Below are 18,980 nucleotides of genomic sequence, written 5' to 3' on the forward strand. Positions count from 1 at the left end.
CCGGCCGCCCGGGGCGCCCGGGGGGTGGGGGCCCCGGGGGCCCCCCAACCGCCGAGCAGCGAGCTGAGGGTCTCAGCCGTTGTTCACCAGCGGCGTCCACGCCCCCGGTCCGTCGCCGCCCACCCCGTCGTACAGGGCCGTCTCGCCGTCGGACCAGCGGACGACGAGGTCGTCCGGGCGGCCCGAGCCGTCCAGGTCGCCCGTGGTCATGGCGGTGTCCGTCCAGGACGGGTTGGGGGCCTGGAGGCGGGTGCCCCTGCCGAGGTCGGTGCCGGTGGTGGCGTACGAGCCGAGGGAGCCGTCGGACCAGCGGACGAGGAGCGTGCTGCGGTCCTGGCCCGCCGGGCGGGGGCTGCTGAGGGCGGTGGCGTACTTCCAGTACGAGCCGGCGTCCATCAGGCGGCGCTCCGTGCCGGGGCCGGAGGGGCCGGCGCCCGCGTACACGCTGAGGCTGCCGTCGACCCAGCGGACGGCGAGGTCCGCGGACCGGTCCGTCGCGTTGTAGCGGCCGGCGGTGATCTGGGAGGCGTACTTCCAGAAGGAGCCGCCCGCGCCGAGGGTGTACTCCGGGCCGGAGCCGGTGGCCTGGAAGTCCTCGTAGTACGAGAGCTTGCCGGTGTCCCAGCGGACCATGAGGTCGGGCTTGCCGGTGCCGCTGAACTCGCCCGCCGTGACGGTCACGGCGCGCTTCCAGAAGCTGTCGGACCGCGCGAGCTGCTGCTCGGCGCCGAAGCCGCCGCGGCCGTCGCCGGGGTAGAGGCTGACCTCGCCGTCGCTCCAGATCGTCAGCAGGTCGTCGCGCCCGTCGCCGGTGAAGTCGGCGGAGACGAGGTGCTTGGCGTGCGCCCAGGTGGAGGCGGCGCCGGGGAGGCGGGCGCTGTCGGAGGGGCGCTGGTAGGCCGTGCGGACGGGCGTGCGGTCGGCGATCGCGTCCTGGTAGAGGGCCTGGACCTCGCCGCCGAAGACGGGCGCGTAGCTGATCCAGTCCTCGCCGGTGAGGGTGCCGCCGCCGTTCCAGCCGCCGAGGCTGCCGATGATGTCGCCGGTGCGGGCGGAGGCGTCGTAGCCCACGATCCAGGGGCTGCCGGACGTGCCGCCGTAGAAGCCGCCGCACTTCATCTGGAGCTGGTGCTGGCCGGACAGGCGCGACGTCGGCACGGTGCAGCTGAGCGCCCGCTGGTCGGTGTTGTGCGAGCCGGGGTAGCCGACGACGGTGACGGTGCTGGTCCAGCGGGGCGTGGGGGTCAGCCGGAGCCCGCCGGTGCGGGTCTCGGCCTGCTCGCCGCCGGAGTTGGGGCCGAGGCGGGCGAAGCCGACGTCCAGGTCGGAGTCGGGGCCGGTGCTGTTGCGGATGTACCGCGGGTCACTGAAGACCCGCTGCACCGGGAAGACCCCGTACGGCTGGTGGGCCGCGTCCTGGCCCTTGCGGTACTGCGGCACGAAGATCTGCTGAGTGCTCCCGGCCAGGCCCTGGGCGCAGTGCCCGGCGGTGAGGACCAGGTTGCGGCCCGGGCTCTGCACGACGCTCGCGGTGCAGTACGTGGGCCCGTCGGGGGTGCTGCTGAAGAACGTGCCGACCATGGGTATGCCGTCGCCGTACGTGCCCTGGGGCGTGCCGGCCGGTGCCGTGACCGACGCGACCGACGTGAACGATGTGAACGACGCGAACGACGTGCGCGGGGCGGCCGGGCGCGCCCCGGAAGCCGGCTTCGCCTTCCGCGCGGCCAGCGGCTTCGCGGCGGCCATGCGCTCGGCCGTCCAGTACGTCTCGGCGGAGCGGGCCGCAGCGGCCGCGGAGGGGGCGGGGGACGGGCCGGCCGGGGAAGGCGCGGCGGCCGCAGTCGCGGCCGTGCCGCAGGTGGTCAGACCCACGGCTATGGCGAGGGTCCAGATCCGTCTGGAGGGGGACGAGGGAGACAAAGGGCCTCATCGTGCTGGTGGGACATGAACATGAACAGCTCAAAAATGCGACTCATGTTCTATCAGAGGCCCCTGACGGCGGCGTCAGGCCACCGACCCCAGCTCCGGCCCCCGCCGCGGCTCGCGGTGGATCGGCGTGCGCGCGCCCGTCAGCGGGACGCCCGTCCCTCCGTGCCGGACGGCGACGATCTCCGCCGCGATGGACAGGGCCGTCTCCTCCGGGGTCCGCGCCCCCAGGTCGAGGCCGATCGGCGAGCGCAGCCGGGCCAGCGCGCGCTCGCCGACGCCCGCCTCGCGCAGCCGCCCCAGCCGGGCCTCGTGCGTGCGGCGCGAGCCCATCGCGCCGACGTAGGCGACGGGCAGCCGCAGGGCGCGTTCCAGCAACGGCACGTCGAACTTCGCGTCGTGGGTCAGCACGCACAGGACGGTCCGCGCGTCGAGCGCCCCTGCCGCCTCCTGGGCGTCGAGGTAGCGGTGCGGCCAGTCGACGGCGACCTCGTCCGCCTCGGGGAAGCGTCCCGTCGTCGCGAACACGGGCCGCGCGTCGCACACCGTCACGTGGTGGCCGAGGAACTTGCCGGCCCGGACGAGCGCCGCGGCGAAGTCCACCGCGCCGAAGACGATCATGCGCGGTGGCGGCAGGCACGACTCCACCAGGACCGTCACCGGGTCGCCGCAGCGCGCCCCGTCCAGGCCGGCCGTCACGGTACCGGTCCGGCCGGCGGCCAGCAGCGCGGCGGCCTCCGCGGCGACCGTACGGTCCAGCGGGCCGACGTGGCCCTCCTCGCCCGCGAGCGTCCCCGCGTACGTGCCGTCCGCCCGTACGAGGAGCGCCCGCCCCAGCCACCCGTCCGGACCGTCCACCACCCGGGCCAGCGCCACCGGCTCGCCCGCCGCCACCGCCGCCAGCGCCTCGGCCGACACCTCCCGCCCGGGGCCGTCGGGCAGGACCGGGACGACCAGCACGTCGAGGACGCCCCCGCAGGTCAGGCCCACGGCGAAGGCGTCCTCGTCCGAGTAGCCGAATCGTTCCCGCACGCTCTCGCCGCTCTCCAGCGCGGCGCGGCACAGCTCGTACACCGCGCCCTCCACGCACCCGCCCGAGACCGAACCGACCGCTGTGCCGGCGGCGTCGACGGCGAGGGCCGCGCCCGGCTGCCGGGGCGCGCTGCCCTCCACGGCGACCACCGTGGCGACGGCGAACGCCCGCCCTTCCCCGCACCAGCGGTGCAGCTCCTCGGCGATGTCCAGCATGACGGCCCACTCCTCACCTGACTTACGCGGTGCACATGTACGTACGCGATCTATTTGACGCCCAGCCAGCTCTCTATCGGATGCAGCGCGAAGTACGCCGTGAACACCGCCGTCAGCACCCACATGAACGCGCCCGGCTCGCGCCACTTCCCCTGGGCCGCCTTGATCGCCGTGAAGGCGATGACGCCCGCGCCGACGCCCGCCGTGATGGAGTACGTGAACGGCATGAGCACCACGGTCAGGAACGCCGGGACGGCGACGGCCCGGTCGCCCCAGTCGACGTGCCGTGCGTTGCTCATCATCATCGCGCCGATCACGACGAGCGCGGCGGCGGCGACCTCGCCGGGCACGATGCGGGTGAGCGGGGTGAAGAACAGGCAGGCGGCGAAGAGCAGCCCGGTCACGACGGACGACAGCCCCGTGCGGGCGCCCTCGCCGACCCCGGTCGCGGACTCGACGAAGACGGTCTGGCCCGACGCCCCGGCGACCCCGCCGATCGCGCCGCCCGCACCGTCGACGAACAGTGCCGTGCTGAGGCCGGGCAGCCGGCCGCGGTCGTCCGTCAGCCGCGCCTCCGTCGCGACGCCGATGATCGTGGCCATGGCGTCGAAGAAGCCGGCCAGGACCAGTGTGAAGACGATCATCCCGACGCTCACGACGCCCAGCGACCCCCAGCCGCCGAACTCCACGTGCCCGAAGAGGGAGAAGTCCGGCATGGAGACGGCGCTTCCCTTGAGTTCGGGCGCGCCGTTCTGCCAGGCGGACGACCGGAGCCCGGCCGCGGAGTGGACGGCGACGGCGAGCACCGTGCCGACGACGATGCCGATGAGGATCGCGCCGGGGACGTCGCGCGCCTGCAGCATGAAGACGGCCAGCAGCGTGACGCAGAAGATCAGTACGGGCCAGCCGGCGAGCTCGCCCGCCGGGCCGAGCGTGACCGGGCCGCCGCCCTTGGAGGCGTGTACGAAACCGGCCTTGACCAGCCCTATCAGGGCGATGAACATGCCGATGCCCATGGTGATGGCGTGCTTGAGGGCGAGCGGCAGCGCATTCATGATCAGCTCGCGCAGGCCGGTCACGGCCAGCAGCACGATCACGGCGCCGTAGAGCACGCACATCCCCATCGCCTGGGGCCAGGTCATGTGGGGCGCCACCTGGGTGGACAGCACCCCGGAGACGCCCAGCCCGGCGGCCAGGGCGAGCGGGACCCTGCCGAGGAAGCCCATGGCCAGGGTGCAGACCGCGGCGGCCAGCGCGGTGGCGGTGATCAGGCCGGTGTGGCCGAGCCGCTGCCCGGAGGCGTCCGGGCCGGAGAGGATCAGGGGGTTGAGCAGGAGGATGTAGGACATCGCCATGAAGGTGGTGATGCCGCCGCGCACCTCCCGGCCGGCGGTGGATCCGCGTGCGCTGATGTGGAAGTAGCGGTCGGGCCAGGACCTTCCGGCGGCCGGCCGCGGGCCCGCGCCCGCGTTCTGCGCCGTGGAGGCCGGCTCCACGGATGACTGGGTCATGGGGTGCCTTCTCCGGGATGTGGGTGGGTACCGGCGTGCACGACCCGGGGGACGGCCCGAGACGGAGGGACGGCACGTCACCGGCCGCTGGGGGGCGCGCGGCCGGTGGTGCCCTGCGAGGGGTTCTCAGGTTCCGGTGAGGTGTTCGGGCCGCACCGGCACCCTGCCGAGCGGCAGCCCGGTGGCTGCCCGGATCGCCGCGACGACCGCCGGGGTGGCGGACAGCGTGGGCGCCTCGCCCGCGCCGCGCAGCCCGTACGGGGCGTGCTCGTCGGCGAGTTCGAGGACGTCCACGGGGATGGCGGGGGTGTCGAGGATGGTGGGGATCAGGTAGTCCGTGAAGGACGGGTTGCGCACCAGCCCGTCCGCGGAGACGACGATCTCCTCCATGACCGCGAGGCCCAGGCCCTGGGTCGTGCCGCCCTGTATCTGGCCGGTGACGGCCAGCGGGTTCATGGCCTTGCCGACGTCCTGCGCGCAGGCCAGCTCGACGACCTTGACGAGCCCGAGCTCAGTGTCGACGTCGACGACGGCGCGGTGGGCCGCGAAGGAGTACTGGACGTGGCCGTCGCCCCGGCCGGTGCGCGGGTCGAAGGGCTCGGTGGGCCGGTGCCGCCACTCGCACTCGGCGTCGGCCACCTCGTCCTCCAGGACCTCGGCCAGACCGGCCAGGACCTCGCCCGCCTCGGTGGTCACCTTGCCGCCCTCCAGCAGGAGCCCGGCGTGCGCCCACGCGGGGTGGTACGCGCCGAACCGGGCGCGGCCGAGGGCGAAGACCTTCTCCCGTACGGCCCGGCAGGCCTGGCGGACGGCGCCGCCGGTGACGTAGGTCTGGCGGGAGGCGGAGGTGGAGCCGGCCGAGCCGACGCGGGTGTCGGCGGGCCGCAGGACGACGCGGGTGACGCCGAGTTCGGTGCGCGCGATCTGGGCGTGGACGGTCACACCGCCCTGGCCGACCTCGGCCATCGCGGTGTGCACGGTGGCCACCGGCTGCCCGGCGACCACTTCGAGCCGTACCCGGGCCGTCGAGTAGTCGTCGAAGCCCTCCGAGAAGCCGACGTTCTTGATCCCGACCGCGTAGCCGACGCCGCGGACGACGCCCTCGCCGTGGGTGGTGTTGGACAGCCCGCCCGGCAGCGCACGGACGTCGGGGTCGCCCCCGGCGGTCTCCCACGGCCGCTCGGGCGGCAGCGGCCGGGCCTTGACCCGGCGCAGCAGCTCCGCGACGGGCGCGGGGGCGTCGACGACCTGCCCGGTGGGCATGACGGCGCCCTGCGCCATGGCGTTGCGCTGCCGGAACTCCACGGGGTCCAGGCCCAGCCGCTCGGCCAGCCGGTCCATCTGGGCCTCGTACGCGAAGCAGGCCTGGACGGCGCCGAAGCCGCGCATCGCGCCGCACGGCGGGTTGTTGGTGTAGAGAGCGAGGGCCTCGACGTCGACGTTGCCGACCACGTACGGGCCGACGGCCAGGGACGCCGCGTTGCCGACGACGGCCGGGGAGGAGGAGGCGTAGGCGCCGCCGTCGAGGACGATGCGGGCCTTGACGTAGAGCAGCCGGCCGTCGCCGCTCGCCCCGTGCTCGTAGTGGAGCCGGGCCGGGTGGCGGTGCACGTGGCCGAAGAACGACTCGAAGCGGTTGTAGACCATCTTCACGGGCTTGCCGGTGCGCAGCGCGAGCAGGCAGGCGTGGGCCTGCATGGACAGGTCCTCGCGCCCGCCGAAGGCGCCGCCGACGCCGGAGAGCGTCATGCGGACCTTGTCCTCGGGGAGGCCGAGGACGGGGGCGATCTGGCGCAGGTCGGCGTGGAGCCACTGGGTGGCGATGTAGAGGTCGACGCCGCCGTCCTCGGCGGGCACGGCGAGCCCGGACTCCGGGCCGAGGAACGCCTGGTCCTGCATGCCCACTTCGTAGTCGCCGGTGACGACGGCGGCGGCGCGGGCCCGGGCGGCGGCGACGTCGCCGCGGAGGACGGGCTGGCGGTGGACGACGTTGGGGTGCGGGGCGTGGGCGGCGTGCGCGTCGTCGCGGGCGGGGTGCAGGAGGGGTGCGCCGGGGGCGGTGGCGCTCTCCTCGTCGTGGACGACGGGGAGTTCCTCGTAGGCGATGCGGATCCGGGCGGCGGCGCGGCGGGCGGTCTCGGGGTGGTCGGCGGCGACGAGGGCGACGGGCTCGCCGTGGTAGCGGACGACGCCGTCGGCGAGGACGGGGGTGTCCTGGATCTCCAGCCCGTAGCGGGTGGCCGCGGGCAGGTCATCGTGGGTCAGCACCGCGTGCACGCCGGGGGTGGCGAGCGCCGCGGAGACGTCGGCGGAGAGGATGCGGGCGTGGGCGTGGGGGCTGCGGAGGGTTACGCCCCACAGCATGTCCTCGTGCCACAGGTCGGAGGCGTAGGCGAACTCGCCGGTGACCTTGAGCGTGCCGTCGGGGCGCGGGACGGACTCGCCGATGCCGCCGCGGGTGCCGATGGTGAGGGCGGAGGGGGTGCGTGCGGTGGCCATGGTCAGCCCGCCTCTCCGGCGCGGGCGGCCGCGAGGCGGACCGCGTCGAGGATCATCTCGTAGCCGGTACATCGGCACAGGTTGCCCGAGAGGGCCTCGCGGATGTCCGCGTCGGAGGGCTCGGGATTGCGCTCGATGAGCTCGTCGGCGGCGACGAGCAGGCCCGGGGTGCAGAAGCCGCACTGGACGGCGCCGGCGTCGACGAAGGCCTGCTGGACGGGGGAGAGCGCCGCGGCGCCCGGGCCGCCGTCCGGCGCGGCCGGCCGGCGCAGGGCCTGGTCCGGGCTCGTCCCGGACGGTTCCGCCGGCGCGCCGCCGCCCGCGGCGCGCCGCCGGGCGTGCTCGGCGAGCCCCTCGACGGTGACGACCTCGCGGCCCTCGGCCTGCCCGGCGGCCACCAGGCAGGCGCACACCGGCACTCCGTCGAGGCGGACCGTGCACGAGCCGCACTCGCCCTGCTCGCAGGCGTTCTTCGAGCCCGGCAGGCCGAGCCGTTCCCGCAGGACGTAGAGCAGGCTCTCGCCCTCCCAGACGTCGTCGGCCTGCTGCGGCCGGCCGTTGACCGTGAGGTTCACGCGCATCGTTCGCCCCTCTCCCCGCCTCGGTAGGCCTCCCACGTCCAGCCGAGCGTGCGGCGGGCCATGACGGCGACCGCGTGCCGGCGGTAGCGGGCGCTGCCGCGGACGTCGTCGATCGGGTTGCACGCCCCGGCGGCGAGCTCGGCGAACTGCCGTGCCGCGGAGGGCGGCAGGGGCCGGCCGTTCTCCCAGCACCCGCCCTCGTCCAGGGCCGCGGCGAGGAAGTCCTCCGCGGCGCGGGCCCGCACCGGGGTGGGGGCGGCGGAGCCGATGCCCGTGCGGACGGTGCGGGTGCGCGGGTGCAGCGCGAGGGAGAACGCGCAGACGGCGATGACCATGGCGTTGCGGGTGCCGACCTTGGAGAACTGCTGGGGCCCGTCGGCCTTCGCGATCCGCACGGCCCGGATCAGCTCGTCCGGCGCGAGGGCGTTGCGCTTGACGCCGGTGTAGAACTCCTCGGCGGGGATCAGCCGCGTGCCCCGCACGGACGCGGCCTCCACCCGGGCGCCCGCCGCCAGCAGGGCCGGGTGGGAGTCCCCGGCGGGCGAGGCGGCGCCGAGGTTGCCGCCGACGCCGCCCCGGTTGCGGATCTGCGGCGAACCGACGGTGTGCGCCGCGAGCGCGAGGCCGGGAAGCTCCGCCCGCAGCTCCTCCATGATCCGCGTGTACGGTACGGAGGCGCCCAGCCGGACCTCGTCCCCGTCGGTCTCCCATTCGTACAAATCGCCGATGCGGTTCAGGTCGAGCAGGTACTCGGGCCGGCGCTGATCGAAGTTGATCTCGACCATCACGTCCGTGCCGCCCGCGATGGGGACGGCGGCCGGGTGCTCGGCCTTGGCGGCCAGAGCCTCCTCCCAGCTGCCGGGGCGCAGGAACTCCATGGGGGTTCTCTTCTCGATCGGTCTCACGGGGTGGTCCGAGAGGGGTGCGCGCGAGCGGATCCCGGTGGTGCGCGGGCCGTGCGGCACGCCGTGAGCCCAGTACAGCGAGCGGCCGGCGGGGCGGTGCAGTCACCGAAACCATGAAGCGGTTGGCTGGCCGGAGCACCCATCTTGTAGATTCGAACGAAAGACGGGGTTGAGAAACCTCACTGCATTCCACTGGTAACAACAAGACAGATCGGCGGCGACCACGATGCGGCTGCGCGCACTCCTGGAGACCGAAGCGCTGGGCCTCCGGCTGCTCGGCGGCGACGACGAGCTGGACCGCACGGTGCGCGGCGTGATGACGACCGACCTGCGCGACCCGAGCCGCTACCTCTCCGGCGGCGAACTCGTGCTCACCGGCCTCGCCTGGCGGCGGGAGCCGGAGGACTCCGAGCGGTTCGTGCGGATCCTCACGGGGGCGGGGGTGGCGGGGCTCGCGGCGGGCGAGGCCGAGATGGCCTCCATCCCGGACGACCTGATCCGGGCGTGCGCCCGGCACCGCCTGCCGCTGTTCTCGGTGAACGAGAACGTCTCGTTCGCCTCCATCACCGAGCACGTCGTGCGGCAGGTGTCGAGCGAGCGCGCCGGGGACCTGGCGGCCGTCGTGGACCGGCACCGCCGGCTGATGACGTCCGGCCCGGCCGGCGGCGGCCCCGAGGTCGTCCTCGACCTGCTGGGCTCCGACCTGGACCTGCGGGCGTGGGTGCTGTCCCCGACCGGCCGCGCCATCGCGGGCTCCTCCCTCGCGGGCGCCGGGCCCGAGCTGCCCGCCGCGGTCAGCGCGACCCTGGCCGGCGAGCACCTGGCCGCCGCCCGCACGGGCCGGCGCGGGCCGCACCGCGTGAGCGCCGGCGGCGACACGTACTCGCTGTTCCCCATCAGCCACAGCGGCCGCGCGATGTCCGCCCGCGACGTCCGCGAGACGGTCCTGTCCGACTGGTTCCTCGCCGTCGAGGCCGACGCCGGCGACTGGTCGCCCGAGCGGCTGGACCTGCTCGACGGCGTCACCCAGCTGATCGCCGTCGAGCGGGACCGGCGCGACGCCGCCCGCACCGTCCGCCGCCGGCTCGCCCAGGAGGTCCTCGAACTCGTCCAGACGGGCGCGGCCCCCGCCGAGATCGCCGCCCGCCTGCGCGTCGCGGCCCCCGTCCTGCTGCCCGGCCTGGGCACGGCGCCGCACTGGCAGGTCGTCGTCGCCCGCGTCGAGTGGGAGGACGGCGACATCCCCGGCGGGCCGGTCGCCCAGGCCCTCCTGGAGGAGATGCTGGCCGCCCCCGAGGCCTCCGGGCCCGAGCCGTCCGACCGGATCGCCGTCGCCCACATGGGCGACGAGGCCGTGGCGCTCGTACCGCTGCCCGCCGTACCGGCCGGGGCCGAGGGCGAGGAGGCGGCGGGCCGGGCCCCCGGGCTGCACGCGGACCGCATCCTCGCCGCCGTCCGCGAACCGCTCTCCCGCGGCCTCGACGACGACGGCCGGCTCACCCTCGGCGTCAGCGCCGCCGTGCACTCGGCGGAGGGCCTGCGCGGGGCGCTGGAGGAGGCCCGGCACGCCCGCCGGGTCGCCGCCGCCCGCCCGGGCCGCGTGTGCGCGGCGGGCCACCAGGAGCTGGCCTCGCACGTCCTGCTGCTGCCGTTCGTCCCCGACGACGTCCGCCGCGCCTTCACCGCCCGGCTCCTGGACCCCCTGCGCGACTACGACCGCCGCCACCGCGCCGAGCTCATCCCGACGCTGGAGGCGTTCCTGGACTGCGACGGCTCCTGGACCCGGTGCGCGACGCGGCTGCATCTGCATGTCAACACCCTGCGCTACCGCGTGGGCAGGATCGAGCAACTGACGGGCCGGGACCTGTCGCGCCTGGAGGACAAGCTGGACTTCTTCCTGGCGCTGCGCATGAGCTGACCGTCCCGGGTTGGGGGGATCTGCCCAGGTCGGCGGGGTAATGTTCCTCGCCATGGGGGTAGTGATCAAGAACGGGCGCACCCGGCTGCGGGTGGCGGGCGGCGAGCTGCTGCAGGAGCGGGGACGTACGACGACGGCCGTGCCGGGGGCCCAGATCCGGTCGGTCGGGACGGGGGACGGGACGCTGACCGTCCTCCTGTTCGACCCCGGCGAACCGCCGCTGACGGCCCGCCACCGCAATCCGCAGGTCCTCGCCGCGCTCGCCGGGGAGATCCGGGCGATCGCGCCGGGCCGCCCCCACCAGGGCGCCCGGCCGCCCGTACGGCGGGAGACGGCCGGCCCGTGGCCGGCCCGCGCGGCGCGGGCGCGCGACTTCGTGACCTCGGCCCACCCGCTGCTCAAGGCGGCCGTGGTGTACGTGGTGGCGGGCGTGCCGGTCGTGGCCCTGATCCCGGTCGAGCCGCGCGGAGAGGGAGTGGGGGCCTGGCTGGTCGGCGGCCTGGGCTTCGGCCTGTTCGCGCTGTGGGCCGAGCTGGTGGGCCTCAGGACCCGGTGGACCGTCCGCTTCCGCGGGGTGACGGTGCGGGTGGCCCCGCCGGACCGGGTCGGCGGCTCGGCCGACAGCGAACCGGACTACCGCTACCGCTTCCACGCCCTCGACGGCCGCCCCTACGAGCACACGTCCCGGTGGGCCTCGCACAACGGCGAGATCCGCTACGACCCGCGGAACCCGTCCCGCGTCGTGGTCCCCACCCGGATCCTGTGGCTCTTCGTGGACGTGGCCACCCTCCTCGCCTTCGGCGCGCCGGCCTCCGGCATGATCGGCGTCTGGCTGGACTGGGCGGTGCGGGTGCCGGACGCGCTGTTCTGACGGTTCACGGGGAGACGTACGACAAAAGACCGGTGCCGTACGCAGAAAGGAGGAGTCACGCCCAAGTGGCGTACGGCTCCTGCGGCAGGCGCGCATCATCACGGATATGAGTGATCCTGACGAGGCGTGCCCCGGCCCGCACGCCTTCTGCAAGGGATGCAGAGGGAGCGGCGACTACCACGCGGCCGTGCTCTACCTCGACCAGTCCGGCGAGGGCGGCAACATGACGGGCGCTCACCTCTGCCCCTACTGCACGGGCCGGGGGTTCTTCTGCAAGCACCACCCCCCGTGCCGGGTCCTGCACGAGGACGACACGCCCGTCATCGGCCCGGACGCGCTGCCGCCCGTATGAGGGTCAGGCCCGCACCGCCGTCAGGTGGCGCAGGTACGCCGCGCGGTTGAGGGGGTTGCCGTCCGTGCGCGGGCGCTCCGGGGGCCGGCCCCGGTGGGGGCGGTCCTCGGTGGGGTGGGTCCACCACAGGGCCTCGCCGCGGGTGAGGGCGGGCAGGCGGCGTTCGGCGTCGGGGGCGTGGCGGGCCGGGATGGTGCCCTTGAGGACGCACACCTCCGGGCCGGTCTCCGTGTCGTGGATCTCGGCTCCCAGTGCCGCCAGCGCTCCCGCGACGGCGCTGAGGGTGTCGGCGGGAGCCTCCAGTTCGTAGGCGTGACAGGGCTCGTACACCGCGGTGCCCGCCTGCGCCAGGGCCGCCATCAGGACGAGCGGGGTCAGGCCGCGGAAGTCGGCGGCGGTGCTGACGGGCGAGGCGTAGCCGGAGCGGGTCAGGGTGACGGTGCAGTCGGTGACCGGCCAGCCGTACAGGCCCTGGGCGAGGGTGTGCCGGACGGTCTCCTCGATGGCGCGGTCGAAGGCGAGGGGCAGCGCCCCGAGTTCGGTGTCGCGGCGGAAGACCGTGCCCGAGCCGGGGGCGCCCGGTTCGGTGCGCAGGCCGATGGTCGCCCAGAAGACGTGGCCGCCGTGCCGGTCGATCTCCTCGTGCGCCTCGCCCGTGCCGGTGAGCCGCTCGCGGTGCACGGTGCTGCTCGGTTCGAAGACGGCTTCGACGCCGAACTCCTCGGCGAGCGTCGCCGCGATGATCTCCTTCTGCACCTCGCCGTAGAGGAGGACGGACGTGCCGCCGCCCGCCGGCAGGGTGCGGGTGCCGATGAGGGGGTCCTGGTCGGCGAGCGCGGCGAGGGCCGCGTGCAGCCGGGCGGCGTCCTCGGGGCGCACGGGCCTGACGACGGTCTCCAGGCTCGGCGCGGCGAAGTGCCGGTGGTGCGCGCCGTCGCGGACAGGGCCGAGGCGGTCGCCCACCCTGACCTCGGGCAGGCCCCGGATCCGGGCGATGTCGCCGGCCGTGGCACGGCGGCGGACCGCGCCGGGCTCCCCGGCCTCGACCGCCGTGAGGGAGGTGACGCGCCCGGCGTGCTCCGTGCGGGTGCCGTCGGCGTGCTGCCGGTGGAGGGTGATCCGGTCGCGCTCGGAGACCGCGCCCGAGAAGAGGCGCAGGTAGGCGGTCTTCTCCCCGGAGGGGCCGCGGTCGACGGCGAAGACCGTGCCGGTGGTCTCCCGGCCGGTGCAGCGCGCGGGCGGCAGGTAGCGGACGATGCCGTCGACGAGGTCCGCCACGCCCTGGCCGGAGAGGGCGGAGCCGAAGTACACGGGGTGGACGTGTCCGAGCGCGGTCTGCCGCGCGAGCGTGCGCCGCAGCTCCCAGGGCGTCACCGGCCGGTCCTCGACCAGCTTCGCGAGCAGCGCGTCGTCGTGCTCGGCCAGCGTCTCGGCCACGGCCTCGCGGAAGGCCGGGTCCTCGTACGAGCCGGGCACGGTGCGGGCGCCGGGCGCGCCGATGCCGTGGACGGTGGCCATGGGCACCACGTGCGGTGTGAGCCGGCGGCGGACGGCGGCGAGGGTCTCGGCCTCACGGGCCCCCGCGCGGTCGGTCTTGTTGACGAACACGAGGGTGGGAAGACGCAGCCGGCGCAGCGTCTTCATCAGCACGCGTGTTTGCGCCTGCACACCTTCGACGGCGGACAGGACGAGCACGGCGCCGTCGAGGACGCCCAGGGCGCGCTCGACCTCGGCGATGAAGTCGCTGTGGCCGGGGGTGTCGACGAGGTTGACGCGCAGGCTCCCGACGCGGAAGGGGGCGACGGCGGTGCGGATGGTGATGCCGCGGCGGCGTTCGATGTCGCCGCTGTCGGTACGGGTGCTGCCGGTGTCGACGCTGCCGAGCCGGTCGATGGCGCCGGTGTCGAAGAGCAGGCGCTCGGTGAGGCTGGTCTTACCCGCGTCGACGTGCGCGAGGATGCCGATGTTCAGAACGGGCTGCGCGGGCAGGGAGAGCCCGGAGAGCAGGGTGTGCGTACGCAAAGAAGTCCTCGGAGGGAGTCGTCCGGTCAGGGCGCTGGAGGTTTCCGAGGCGCTGGCGCATGAGCGTGTCTCCCGACGTCGTTCCGAGGTGCATGGGCATTCCGAGGTGCATGTTTTCGCCGCGCGCACGGGGCGCGCGCGGCCATCCTGGCAGCCGCCCGGCACGGAGATCCAGCGAATTTCCGGCAGCGCACGCGAGCACAGATGAGCAGCGTCGCGCTCAACTACCACCCACCCGTGCTCACTCTTGGTAATCTGCCGCTACCGCTGGGAGAAGACTTTGTGAATTGCTTCACACCTGACCCTTGGCCGGGCCCGCTTCTTCGTGCTGAGATGCGGTCACGGCTGCTTCCAGCTCGACGGCGCGCTTGGGGAGGGCACTGTGGCGGACACCGCCATGCGTAATGCGGGGTTGCCGGAGCCGCGGGGACCGCAGGGGGCGGACCCGCGGGGGGACGATCCGCTGGAACGGGCCGTGTGGCGGCTGCGGTCCCGCGCCTGCTGGGACGACGCCGCGGCCCTGCTCGCACCGCGCGCCGCCGCCGAGCCGGGCCCGGCCCTGCAGCGGACGGCGGTCCTGACCGAGCGCTGCATGTTCACCGGGGAGGGCTGGGGAGCCGCCGAGGACGCCCTGCGCGCGGCGGAAGCGCTGGCCGCGGACGACGAGGAGCGGGGGGCGGCGGCCTGCGAGCGCGGCCATCTCGCCTACGCCTCCACCCTGTTGGGCGTCCGCGACCGGGCGGACGAGGCCCGCTCCGCCCTGGGCAGGGCCGCGGCCCTGCTCGCGCCGGGGTCACCGACGCGGCCCCTGCTGCACTTCCGGCGCGGCCTGATCGCCCAGCACCTGTCGGACAACCCCTCCGACGCGACGGCCGCCTTCGAGCGCGCCCACGCGGGGGCGACGGCCCAGGGGCAGCGGCTGCTGCTCTCCTTCACCTGGCGGCACGTGGCGGCCATGGCCGAGCACGAGGGCAAATTCGCCGAGGCGCGGTACGGCTTCGGGGAGTCGCTGCGCATCCGCGAGGAGCTGGGCTACCTCGTGGGCATCGCCCCGGCGCTGACCTCGCTGGCCGCCGTCCTCGACGATCCCGGCGAGGCCGCACGGCTGCGCGGGGAGGCCGCCCGGCTCGTCCGGCTGCTCGGCGGCGTTCCGGGCTGGCTGGCGGAACAGCTGGCGGCGTCGGCGAACGCCGACTGATCCGCGGCGCACCGCAGAAGCCCTTCACTCCCCTCCCGCGAAGTGTCCCCTCACCAGGGACTCGGCCCGTTCCACGTCGTGCGCCGCCAAAGCCTCCAGCAGCGCCACGTGCTCGGCCGCGTCGGCGACGAGGTCGGCCGTGCAGTGCGGCCGGCCGTGCGCCGCGGGCCACTGCGCGCGCCGGTGGAGGTCGTCGGCGACGGCGACGAGCCGGCGGTTGCCCGCGAGACCGAGGAGCGCGCGGTGGAAGGCCCGGTCGGCCTCGGCGTAGCGGGCGCGGTCGCCGGTGGCCGCCGCGGCGCAGGCGGTCTCGGCGAGCGGGCGGAGCCCGTCCCAGCCGGCGGCCGGGACCGTACGGGCGAGCCGCAGCAGGACCGGCACCTCCAGCAGGGCGCGCACCTCGGCCAGCTCGGCCAGATCGCGCGCGGTGCGCGTGGCGACGCGGAAGCCCCGGTTGGGGACGACCTCGACGGCGCCCTCCAGGGCGAGCTGCTGCATGGCCTCCCGCACGGGCGTGGCCGACACGCCGAAGCGCTCACCGAGCGCGGGGCCCGAATAGACCGCGCCCGGAATCAGCTCGCCGCTGACGAGGGCCTTGCGCAGGGCGTCCAGCACCTGGCCGCGCACGGAGTGGCGCTGCGGCATCCTGCGTGCGGGAGCGTGCGCGGGGGCGGCGCACGGGACCCCGTACTCCTGCTCGGCGTGGACGTGCTCGCCCCGGGCGCCCTCGCCGTGCACCTCGGCAGGGCCGCCGCCGCGGCTGCCGGCGGGAGCGCCGCCGCGGACGGCCGCACCGCGCGCGACCTGCGCCGGCACCTCGGCGAAGAGCCTCGCGGCCGACGGCGCGGCGTGGGATCTTCCCTGCTCCATTGGGGTCCTCCTGATGTCCTTTCTGAACCATAGGCGGCCCCGCGGACAGTTCAAACCCCGATCAACCGGGGTAAGGTAAGCCTAACCTGCAGAACGATCGCGATTCGGTGGTCCCGCATGGCCCCTGCCTCCAGCGCCCCGACTGCCCCGCACCCCCTCACGGACGCCTACGCCCGCCTCGCCGAGGTCTTCCCGGGCCTGACCCTGACGGCCGGACCGCCGCGCACCGGCGAGGGCTGGCTGACCGCCGCGGGGCTCGCGGAGGGCGGCGCCGGCCTGGACGCCTTCCTCGCGTGGGACGACCGGCAGATCCTGCGGGAGTACGGGGAACGGGCCCGCCCGGACGTCGTCGCGAGCTTCGGCCTGCACCGCTACGCGTGGGCGTCCTGCCTGCTCGCCACCGTCCCCTGGTTCCTGCACCGCAGGGTGCCGCGGCTGCCTCCCGCGGCCGTCTCCTTCCACCGCGCCCAGGGCCTGCTGACGGCCCTCGCACCGGAATTCGCGTGCCTGCCCGGCGACCCCGCCGCGGAACTGCCGGGCGCCCGGGCAGTTCCCTGCGAAGAGGTACTGCGCACGGAACTGCGGGCCGCGGTGGCCGCGCATTTCGCGCCCGTCCTGGAGGGCTTCCGGCCGCGGATGCGGCGCGGTCCGCGCGCCCTGTGGGGAATGGTCACGGACGAACTGGCCGAATCCTTGTGGTATGTGGGACAGCTGCTCGGCGAGGAGGAACGTGCCCGCCGCGAACTGCAGCTGCTGCTCCCGGGGGTGACGCCGCCGTACGTCGGCGGCGCGGCCTTCCGGATGCTTACCGGCCGCATGGGAGAGCCGATCCCGACCCGCGACCGGGCGAGCTGCTGCCTCTTCTACACCCTGCGTCCACAGGACACCTGTACGACCTGCCCGCGCACTTGCGACACGGACCGGGTGCATCGGCTGTCCGTAAGCTGACCGGCCTCACACCACTCGATCGGGTGAGGTGAAGGGAACGCAATTCCCTCTTCGCTTAACGGCGTTCGAATTTCTTCGCACCTATCCGTATGCCGTTGCCCTCCATTGGCAGGCAGTTGGCGCGAAACCCCTTGGCGAACGGACCGATTCCGACAGGATGGCGCGCGAAAGGCCGTACAGCTATGCAAGGGACGCAAGATGAGAGTGACCGATATACCGCTGAATTGGATGCTCCCCTGTGTCGTGGCGCTCGCCGGGGTCGTGGTGGCGGTGACGGTGCTCGCACGCGGCCGGCACGGCGCGGACGACTCGGGGGGCGGCTCGGACTCCTGGGAGCGCAACGAGGAGCGCAGACGCCGCAAGGAGGCCATCTACGGAAGCGCCTCGTACGTCCTCCTCTTCTGCTGCGCCGCAGTGGCCGCCGCCCTCTCCTTCCACGGTCTCGTGGGCTTCGGACGGCAGAACCTGGGGCTCACGGGCGGCTGGGAGTACCTGGTGCCGTTCGGCCTCGACGGGGCGGCCATGTTCTGCTCGGTGCTGGCGGTGCGCGAGGCGAGCCACGGCGACGCCGCGCTCGGCTCCCGGATGCTCGTGTGGACCTTCGCCAGTGCGGCCGCCTGGTTCAACTGGGTGCACGCGCCGCGGGGCCTGGACCACGCGGGCGCGCCGCAGTTCTTCGCCGGCATGTCGCTGTCGGCGGCGGTCCTCTTCGACCGCGCGCTCAAGCAGACCCGCCGGGCCGCACTGCGCGAGCAGGGCCTGGTGCCCAGGCCGCTGCCGCAGATCCGGATAGTCCGCTGGCTGCGGGCCCCGCGCGAGACCTTCGGCGCCTGGTCGCTGATGCTCCTGGAGGGCGTCCGCTCGCTGGACGAGGCGGTGGAGGAGGTCCGCGAGGACAAGCGGCAGCGGGCGCAGGCCAGGGCCCGCAGAAGGGAGGCGGGCAAGCTGGAGCGCGCCCGGCTCAAGGCGTACAACCGCCAGAACCGGGTGTGGGGGCGGGTCCGGGGCGGCCGGCAGGTGGAGGTCGGCGGGACCGCCGTGCCCGGCCCCGCGCAGCCGGCGCAGATCGGTTCGGACCCCTCCATAGTCGACCAGGGACAGCTTCCCGTCCGCGCCCGGCCGCTGCAGGCGGTCGGCGGCCCTGACCCGATCGACCTCACCGCGGAGGACGACACCCAGGCGATTCCCCGCCTGGACTCGCTCGAGGCGAAGCTCGCCCAGATCGAGCGGCAGTTCGGCTGACGCCCCCGGGCCCTGGGTCGTCGCACGGCGGCGGTTCAGGGCTCCTGGGCGGCCAGCTCGAACCAGACCGACTTGCCCACGCCGTGGGCGCGGACGCCCCAGCCGTCCGCGAGGGCGTGGACCAGCAGCAGCCCCCGCCCCGACGTGGCGGCCTTCTCGATGTCGTTCATGTCCGGAACGGCGTCCCTGACGGCGTCCCGCTCCCTGCTGCCGGGGCGGCCGTCCTCGACCGCTCCCCCCGCACTCACGACCGGCCCGATGTCCGTTCCCGGGCCGCGCAGCGCGGGATGGCCCGTCACGAAATCCCGGACCTCCACCCGCAGCCGCCCCCGCGCCGGGCCGAACGCGCCGGTGAGCACCGCCTTGACCACGGCGCCCCCGTCGGTGTGCACCAGGGCATTGGTGACGAGCTCGCTCGTGAGCAGCTCCGCGGTCTCCGCCCGGCCCGGCGCGCCCCAGTGGACCAGCAAGCGGCGCAACTCGGCCCGGACTTCCCGGACACCGGTGAGATCCCGGCGGCGGAGCCTCCTTTCGAAACGCGGCCCGGAACGCGCCGCGCCGTCACCGTGCCCGCCCCTGTGGTCCGTACGGCCCTCCCGGTCCCCCGCATGGCCCTCCGCGTAACCCTCGGCGCTCATCCGGCCTGCTGTCTGCCGTTTCATCCTCCTCGCCCCGACCCCTCCCCGGCGCCCCGGCCTCGAACACGCTCGCGCTCACTCACCGCAATGCATGCCCCGGACCGCCCGGAACGACTCCTGTTGAGCCATCAACATGGTGATATGACCAAAATCCCGGAGCCTCTTGTGCGGGCCGCGAATATGCCATTGGCGCACGGCCGGTGAGAAAGTCCGTACGGAACTTCAAGAAATAGCGAAGCTCCGGGAAACGG

General features: G+C 74.6%; 15 protein-coding genes. 6 read left to right on the plus strand and 9 right to left on the minus strand.

Annotated elements, in window-relative coordinates; all coding sequences use genetic code 11:
* Positions 1 to 72: 72 nt before the first annotated feature.
* The 6 genes from ACOTKD_RS20735 to ACOTKD_RS20760 form a co-directional block, all read right to left on the minus strand.
* Complete coding sequence (locus tag ACOTKD_RS20735; protein ID WP_424890463.1) at positions 73 to 1,920, minus strand: trypsin-like serine peptidase; 1,848 nt, start codon at positions 1,918 to 1,920, stop codon at positions 73 to 75.
* Between the two features lie 84 nt (positions 1,921 to 2,004).
* On the minus strand, positions 2,005 to 3,174 hold the full coding sequence (locus ACOTKD_RS20740; RefSeq protein ID WP_424890464.1) for an XdhC family protein: 1,170 nt from the start codon (positions 3,172 to 3,174) through the stop codon (positions 2,005 to 2,007).
* 50 nt (positions 3,175 to 3,224) lie between these two features.
* Positions 3,225 to 4,685 carry an NCS2 family permease gene (locus tag ACOTKD_RS20745; protein ID WP_424890465.1) on the minus strand — a complete coding sequence of 487 codons (1,461 nt, stop codon included), beginning with the start codon at positions 4,683 to 4,685 and terminating at the stop codon, positions 3,225 to 3,227.
* Between the two features lie 126 nt (positions 4,686 to 4,811).
* Complete coding sequence (gene pucD, locus ACOTKD_RS20750) at positions 4,812 to 7,184, minus strand: xanthine dehydrogenase subunit D (protein WP_424890466.1); 2,373 nt, start codon at positions 7,182 to 7,184, stop codon at positions 4,812 to 4,814.
* A 2-nt stretch (positions 7,185 to 7,186) separates the two neighbouring features.
* Positions 7,187 to 7,765 (minus strand): (2Fe-2S)-binding protein, encoded by a 579-nt coding sequence (locus ACOTKD_RS20755; protein WP_424890467.1) that lies wholly within the window; start codon positions 7,763 to 7,765, stop codon positions 7,187 to 7,189.
* Positions 7,756 to 8,643, minus strand: a complete 888-nt coding sequence (locus tag ACOTKD_RS20760) for an FAD binding domain-containing protein (RefSeq protein ID WP_424890468.1) — start codon at positions 8,641 to 8,643, stop codon at positions 7,756 to 7,758. The genes ACOTKD_RS20755 and ACOTKD_RS20760 overlap by 10 nt, the downstream gene beginning before the upstream one ends.
* Positions 8,644 to 8,896: 253 nt before the next feature.
* Here ACOTKD_RS20760 and ACOTKD_RS20765 point away from each other — a divergent pair, with 253 nt between their 5' ends.
* The 3 genes from ACOTKD_RS20765 to ACOTKD_RS20775 all read left to right on the plus strand — a co-directional run bounded on the left by ACOTKD_RS20765 (position 8,897) and on the right by ACOTKD_RS20775 (position 11,811).
* Positions 8,897 to 10,588, plus strand: coding sequence for a PucR family transcriptional regulator (locus tag ACOTKD_RS20765; protein ID WP_424890469.1), 1,692 nt, complete (start codon positions 8,897 to 8,899; stop codon positions 10,586 to 10,588).
* Positions 10,589 to 10,640: 52 nt separating this feature from the next.
* Positions 10,641 to 11,459, plus strand: a complete 819-nt coding sequence (locus ACOTKD_RS20770) for a hypothetical protein (RefSeq protein ID WP_424890470.1) — start codon at positions 10,641 to 10,643, stop codon at positions 11,457 to 11,459.
* Positions 11,460 to 11,565: 106 nt separating this feature from the next.
* Positions 11,566 to 11,811 (plus strand): hypothetical protein, encoded by a 246-nt coding sequence (locus tag ACOTKD_RS20775; protein WP_235483705.1) that lies wholly within the window; start codon positions 11,566 to 11,568, stop codon positions 11,809 to 11,811.
* A 3-nt stretch (positions 11,812 to 11,814) separates the two neighbouring features.
* On the opposite strand, the gene otr(A) is transcribed toward ACOTKD_RS20775, so the two are convergent.
* The gene (otr(A), locus tag ACOTKD_RS20780; protein WP_424890471.1) at positions 11,815 to 13,833 is read right to left on the minus strand and encodes a tetracycline resistance ribosomal protection protein Otr(A); all 2,019 of its coding nucleotides are present in this window, start codon (positions 13,831 to 13,833) and stop codon (positions 11,815 to 11,817) included.
* A 397-nt stretch (positions 13,834 to 14,230) separates the two neighbouring features.
* On the opposite strand from otr(A), the gene ACOTKD_RS20785 reads away from it, so the two are divergent.
* Complete coding sequence (locus tag ACOTKD_RS20785; protein WP_424890506.1) at positions 14,231 to 15,031, plus strand: hypothetical protein; 801 nt, start codon at positions 14,231 to 14,233, stop codon at positions 15,029 to 15,031.
* Positions 15,032 to 15,055: 24 nt separating this feature from the next.
* Here the strand turns inward: ACOTKD_RS20785 and ACOTKD_RS20790 are convergent, their stop codons facing one another.
* Positions 15,056 to 15,901 (minus strand): GntR family transcriptional regulator, encoded by an 846-nt coding sequence (locus tag ACOTKD_RS20790; RefSeq protein ID WP_424890472.1) that lies wholly within the window; start codon positions 15,899 to 15,901, stop codon positions 15,056 to 15,058.
* A gap of 117 nt (positions 15,902 to 16,018) precedes the next feature.
* Here ACOTKD_RS20790 and ACOTKD_RS20795 point away from each other — a divergent pair, with 117 nt between their 5' ends.
* Positions 16,019 to 16,849 carry a (2Fe-2S)-binding protein gene (locus tag ACOTKD_RS20795; protein ID WP_424890473.1) on the plus strand — a complete coding sequence of 277 codons (831 nt, stop codon included), beginning with the start codon at positions 16,019 to 16,021 and terminating at the stop codon, positions 16,847 to 16,849.
* A 198-nt stretch (positions 16,850 to 17,047) separates the two neighbouring features.
* Positions 17,048 to 18,091, plus strand: a complete 1,044-nt coding sequence (locus tag ACOTKD_RS20800) for a DUF2637 domain-containing protein (RefSeq protein WP_030367965.1) — start codon at positions 17,048 to 17,050, stop codon at positions 18,089 to 18,091.
* A 35-nt stretch (positions 18,092 to 18,126) separates the two neighbouring features.
* Here ACOTKD_RS20800 and ACOTKD_RS20805 read toward each other — a convergent pair whose 3' ends face one another.
* Positions 18,127 to 18,729, minus strand: a complete 603-nt coding sequence (locus tag ACOTKD_RS20805; RefSeq protein WP_424890474.1) for an ATP-binding protein — start codon at positions 18,727 to 18,729, stop codon at positions 18,127 to 18,129.
* Positions 18,730 to 18,980 lie beyond the last annotated feature (251 nt).

Origin of the sequence: Streptomyces sp. XH2 (assembly GCF_049725035.1) — a bacterium.
Taxonomy (GTDB): Bacteria; Actinomycetota; Actinomycetes; order Streptomycetales; family Streptomycetaceae; genus Streptomyces; species Streptomyces roseoverticillatus.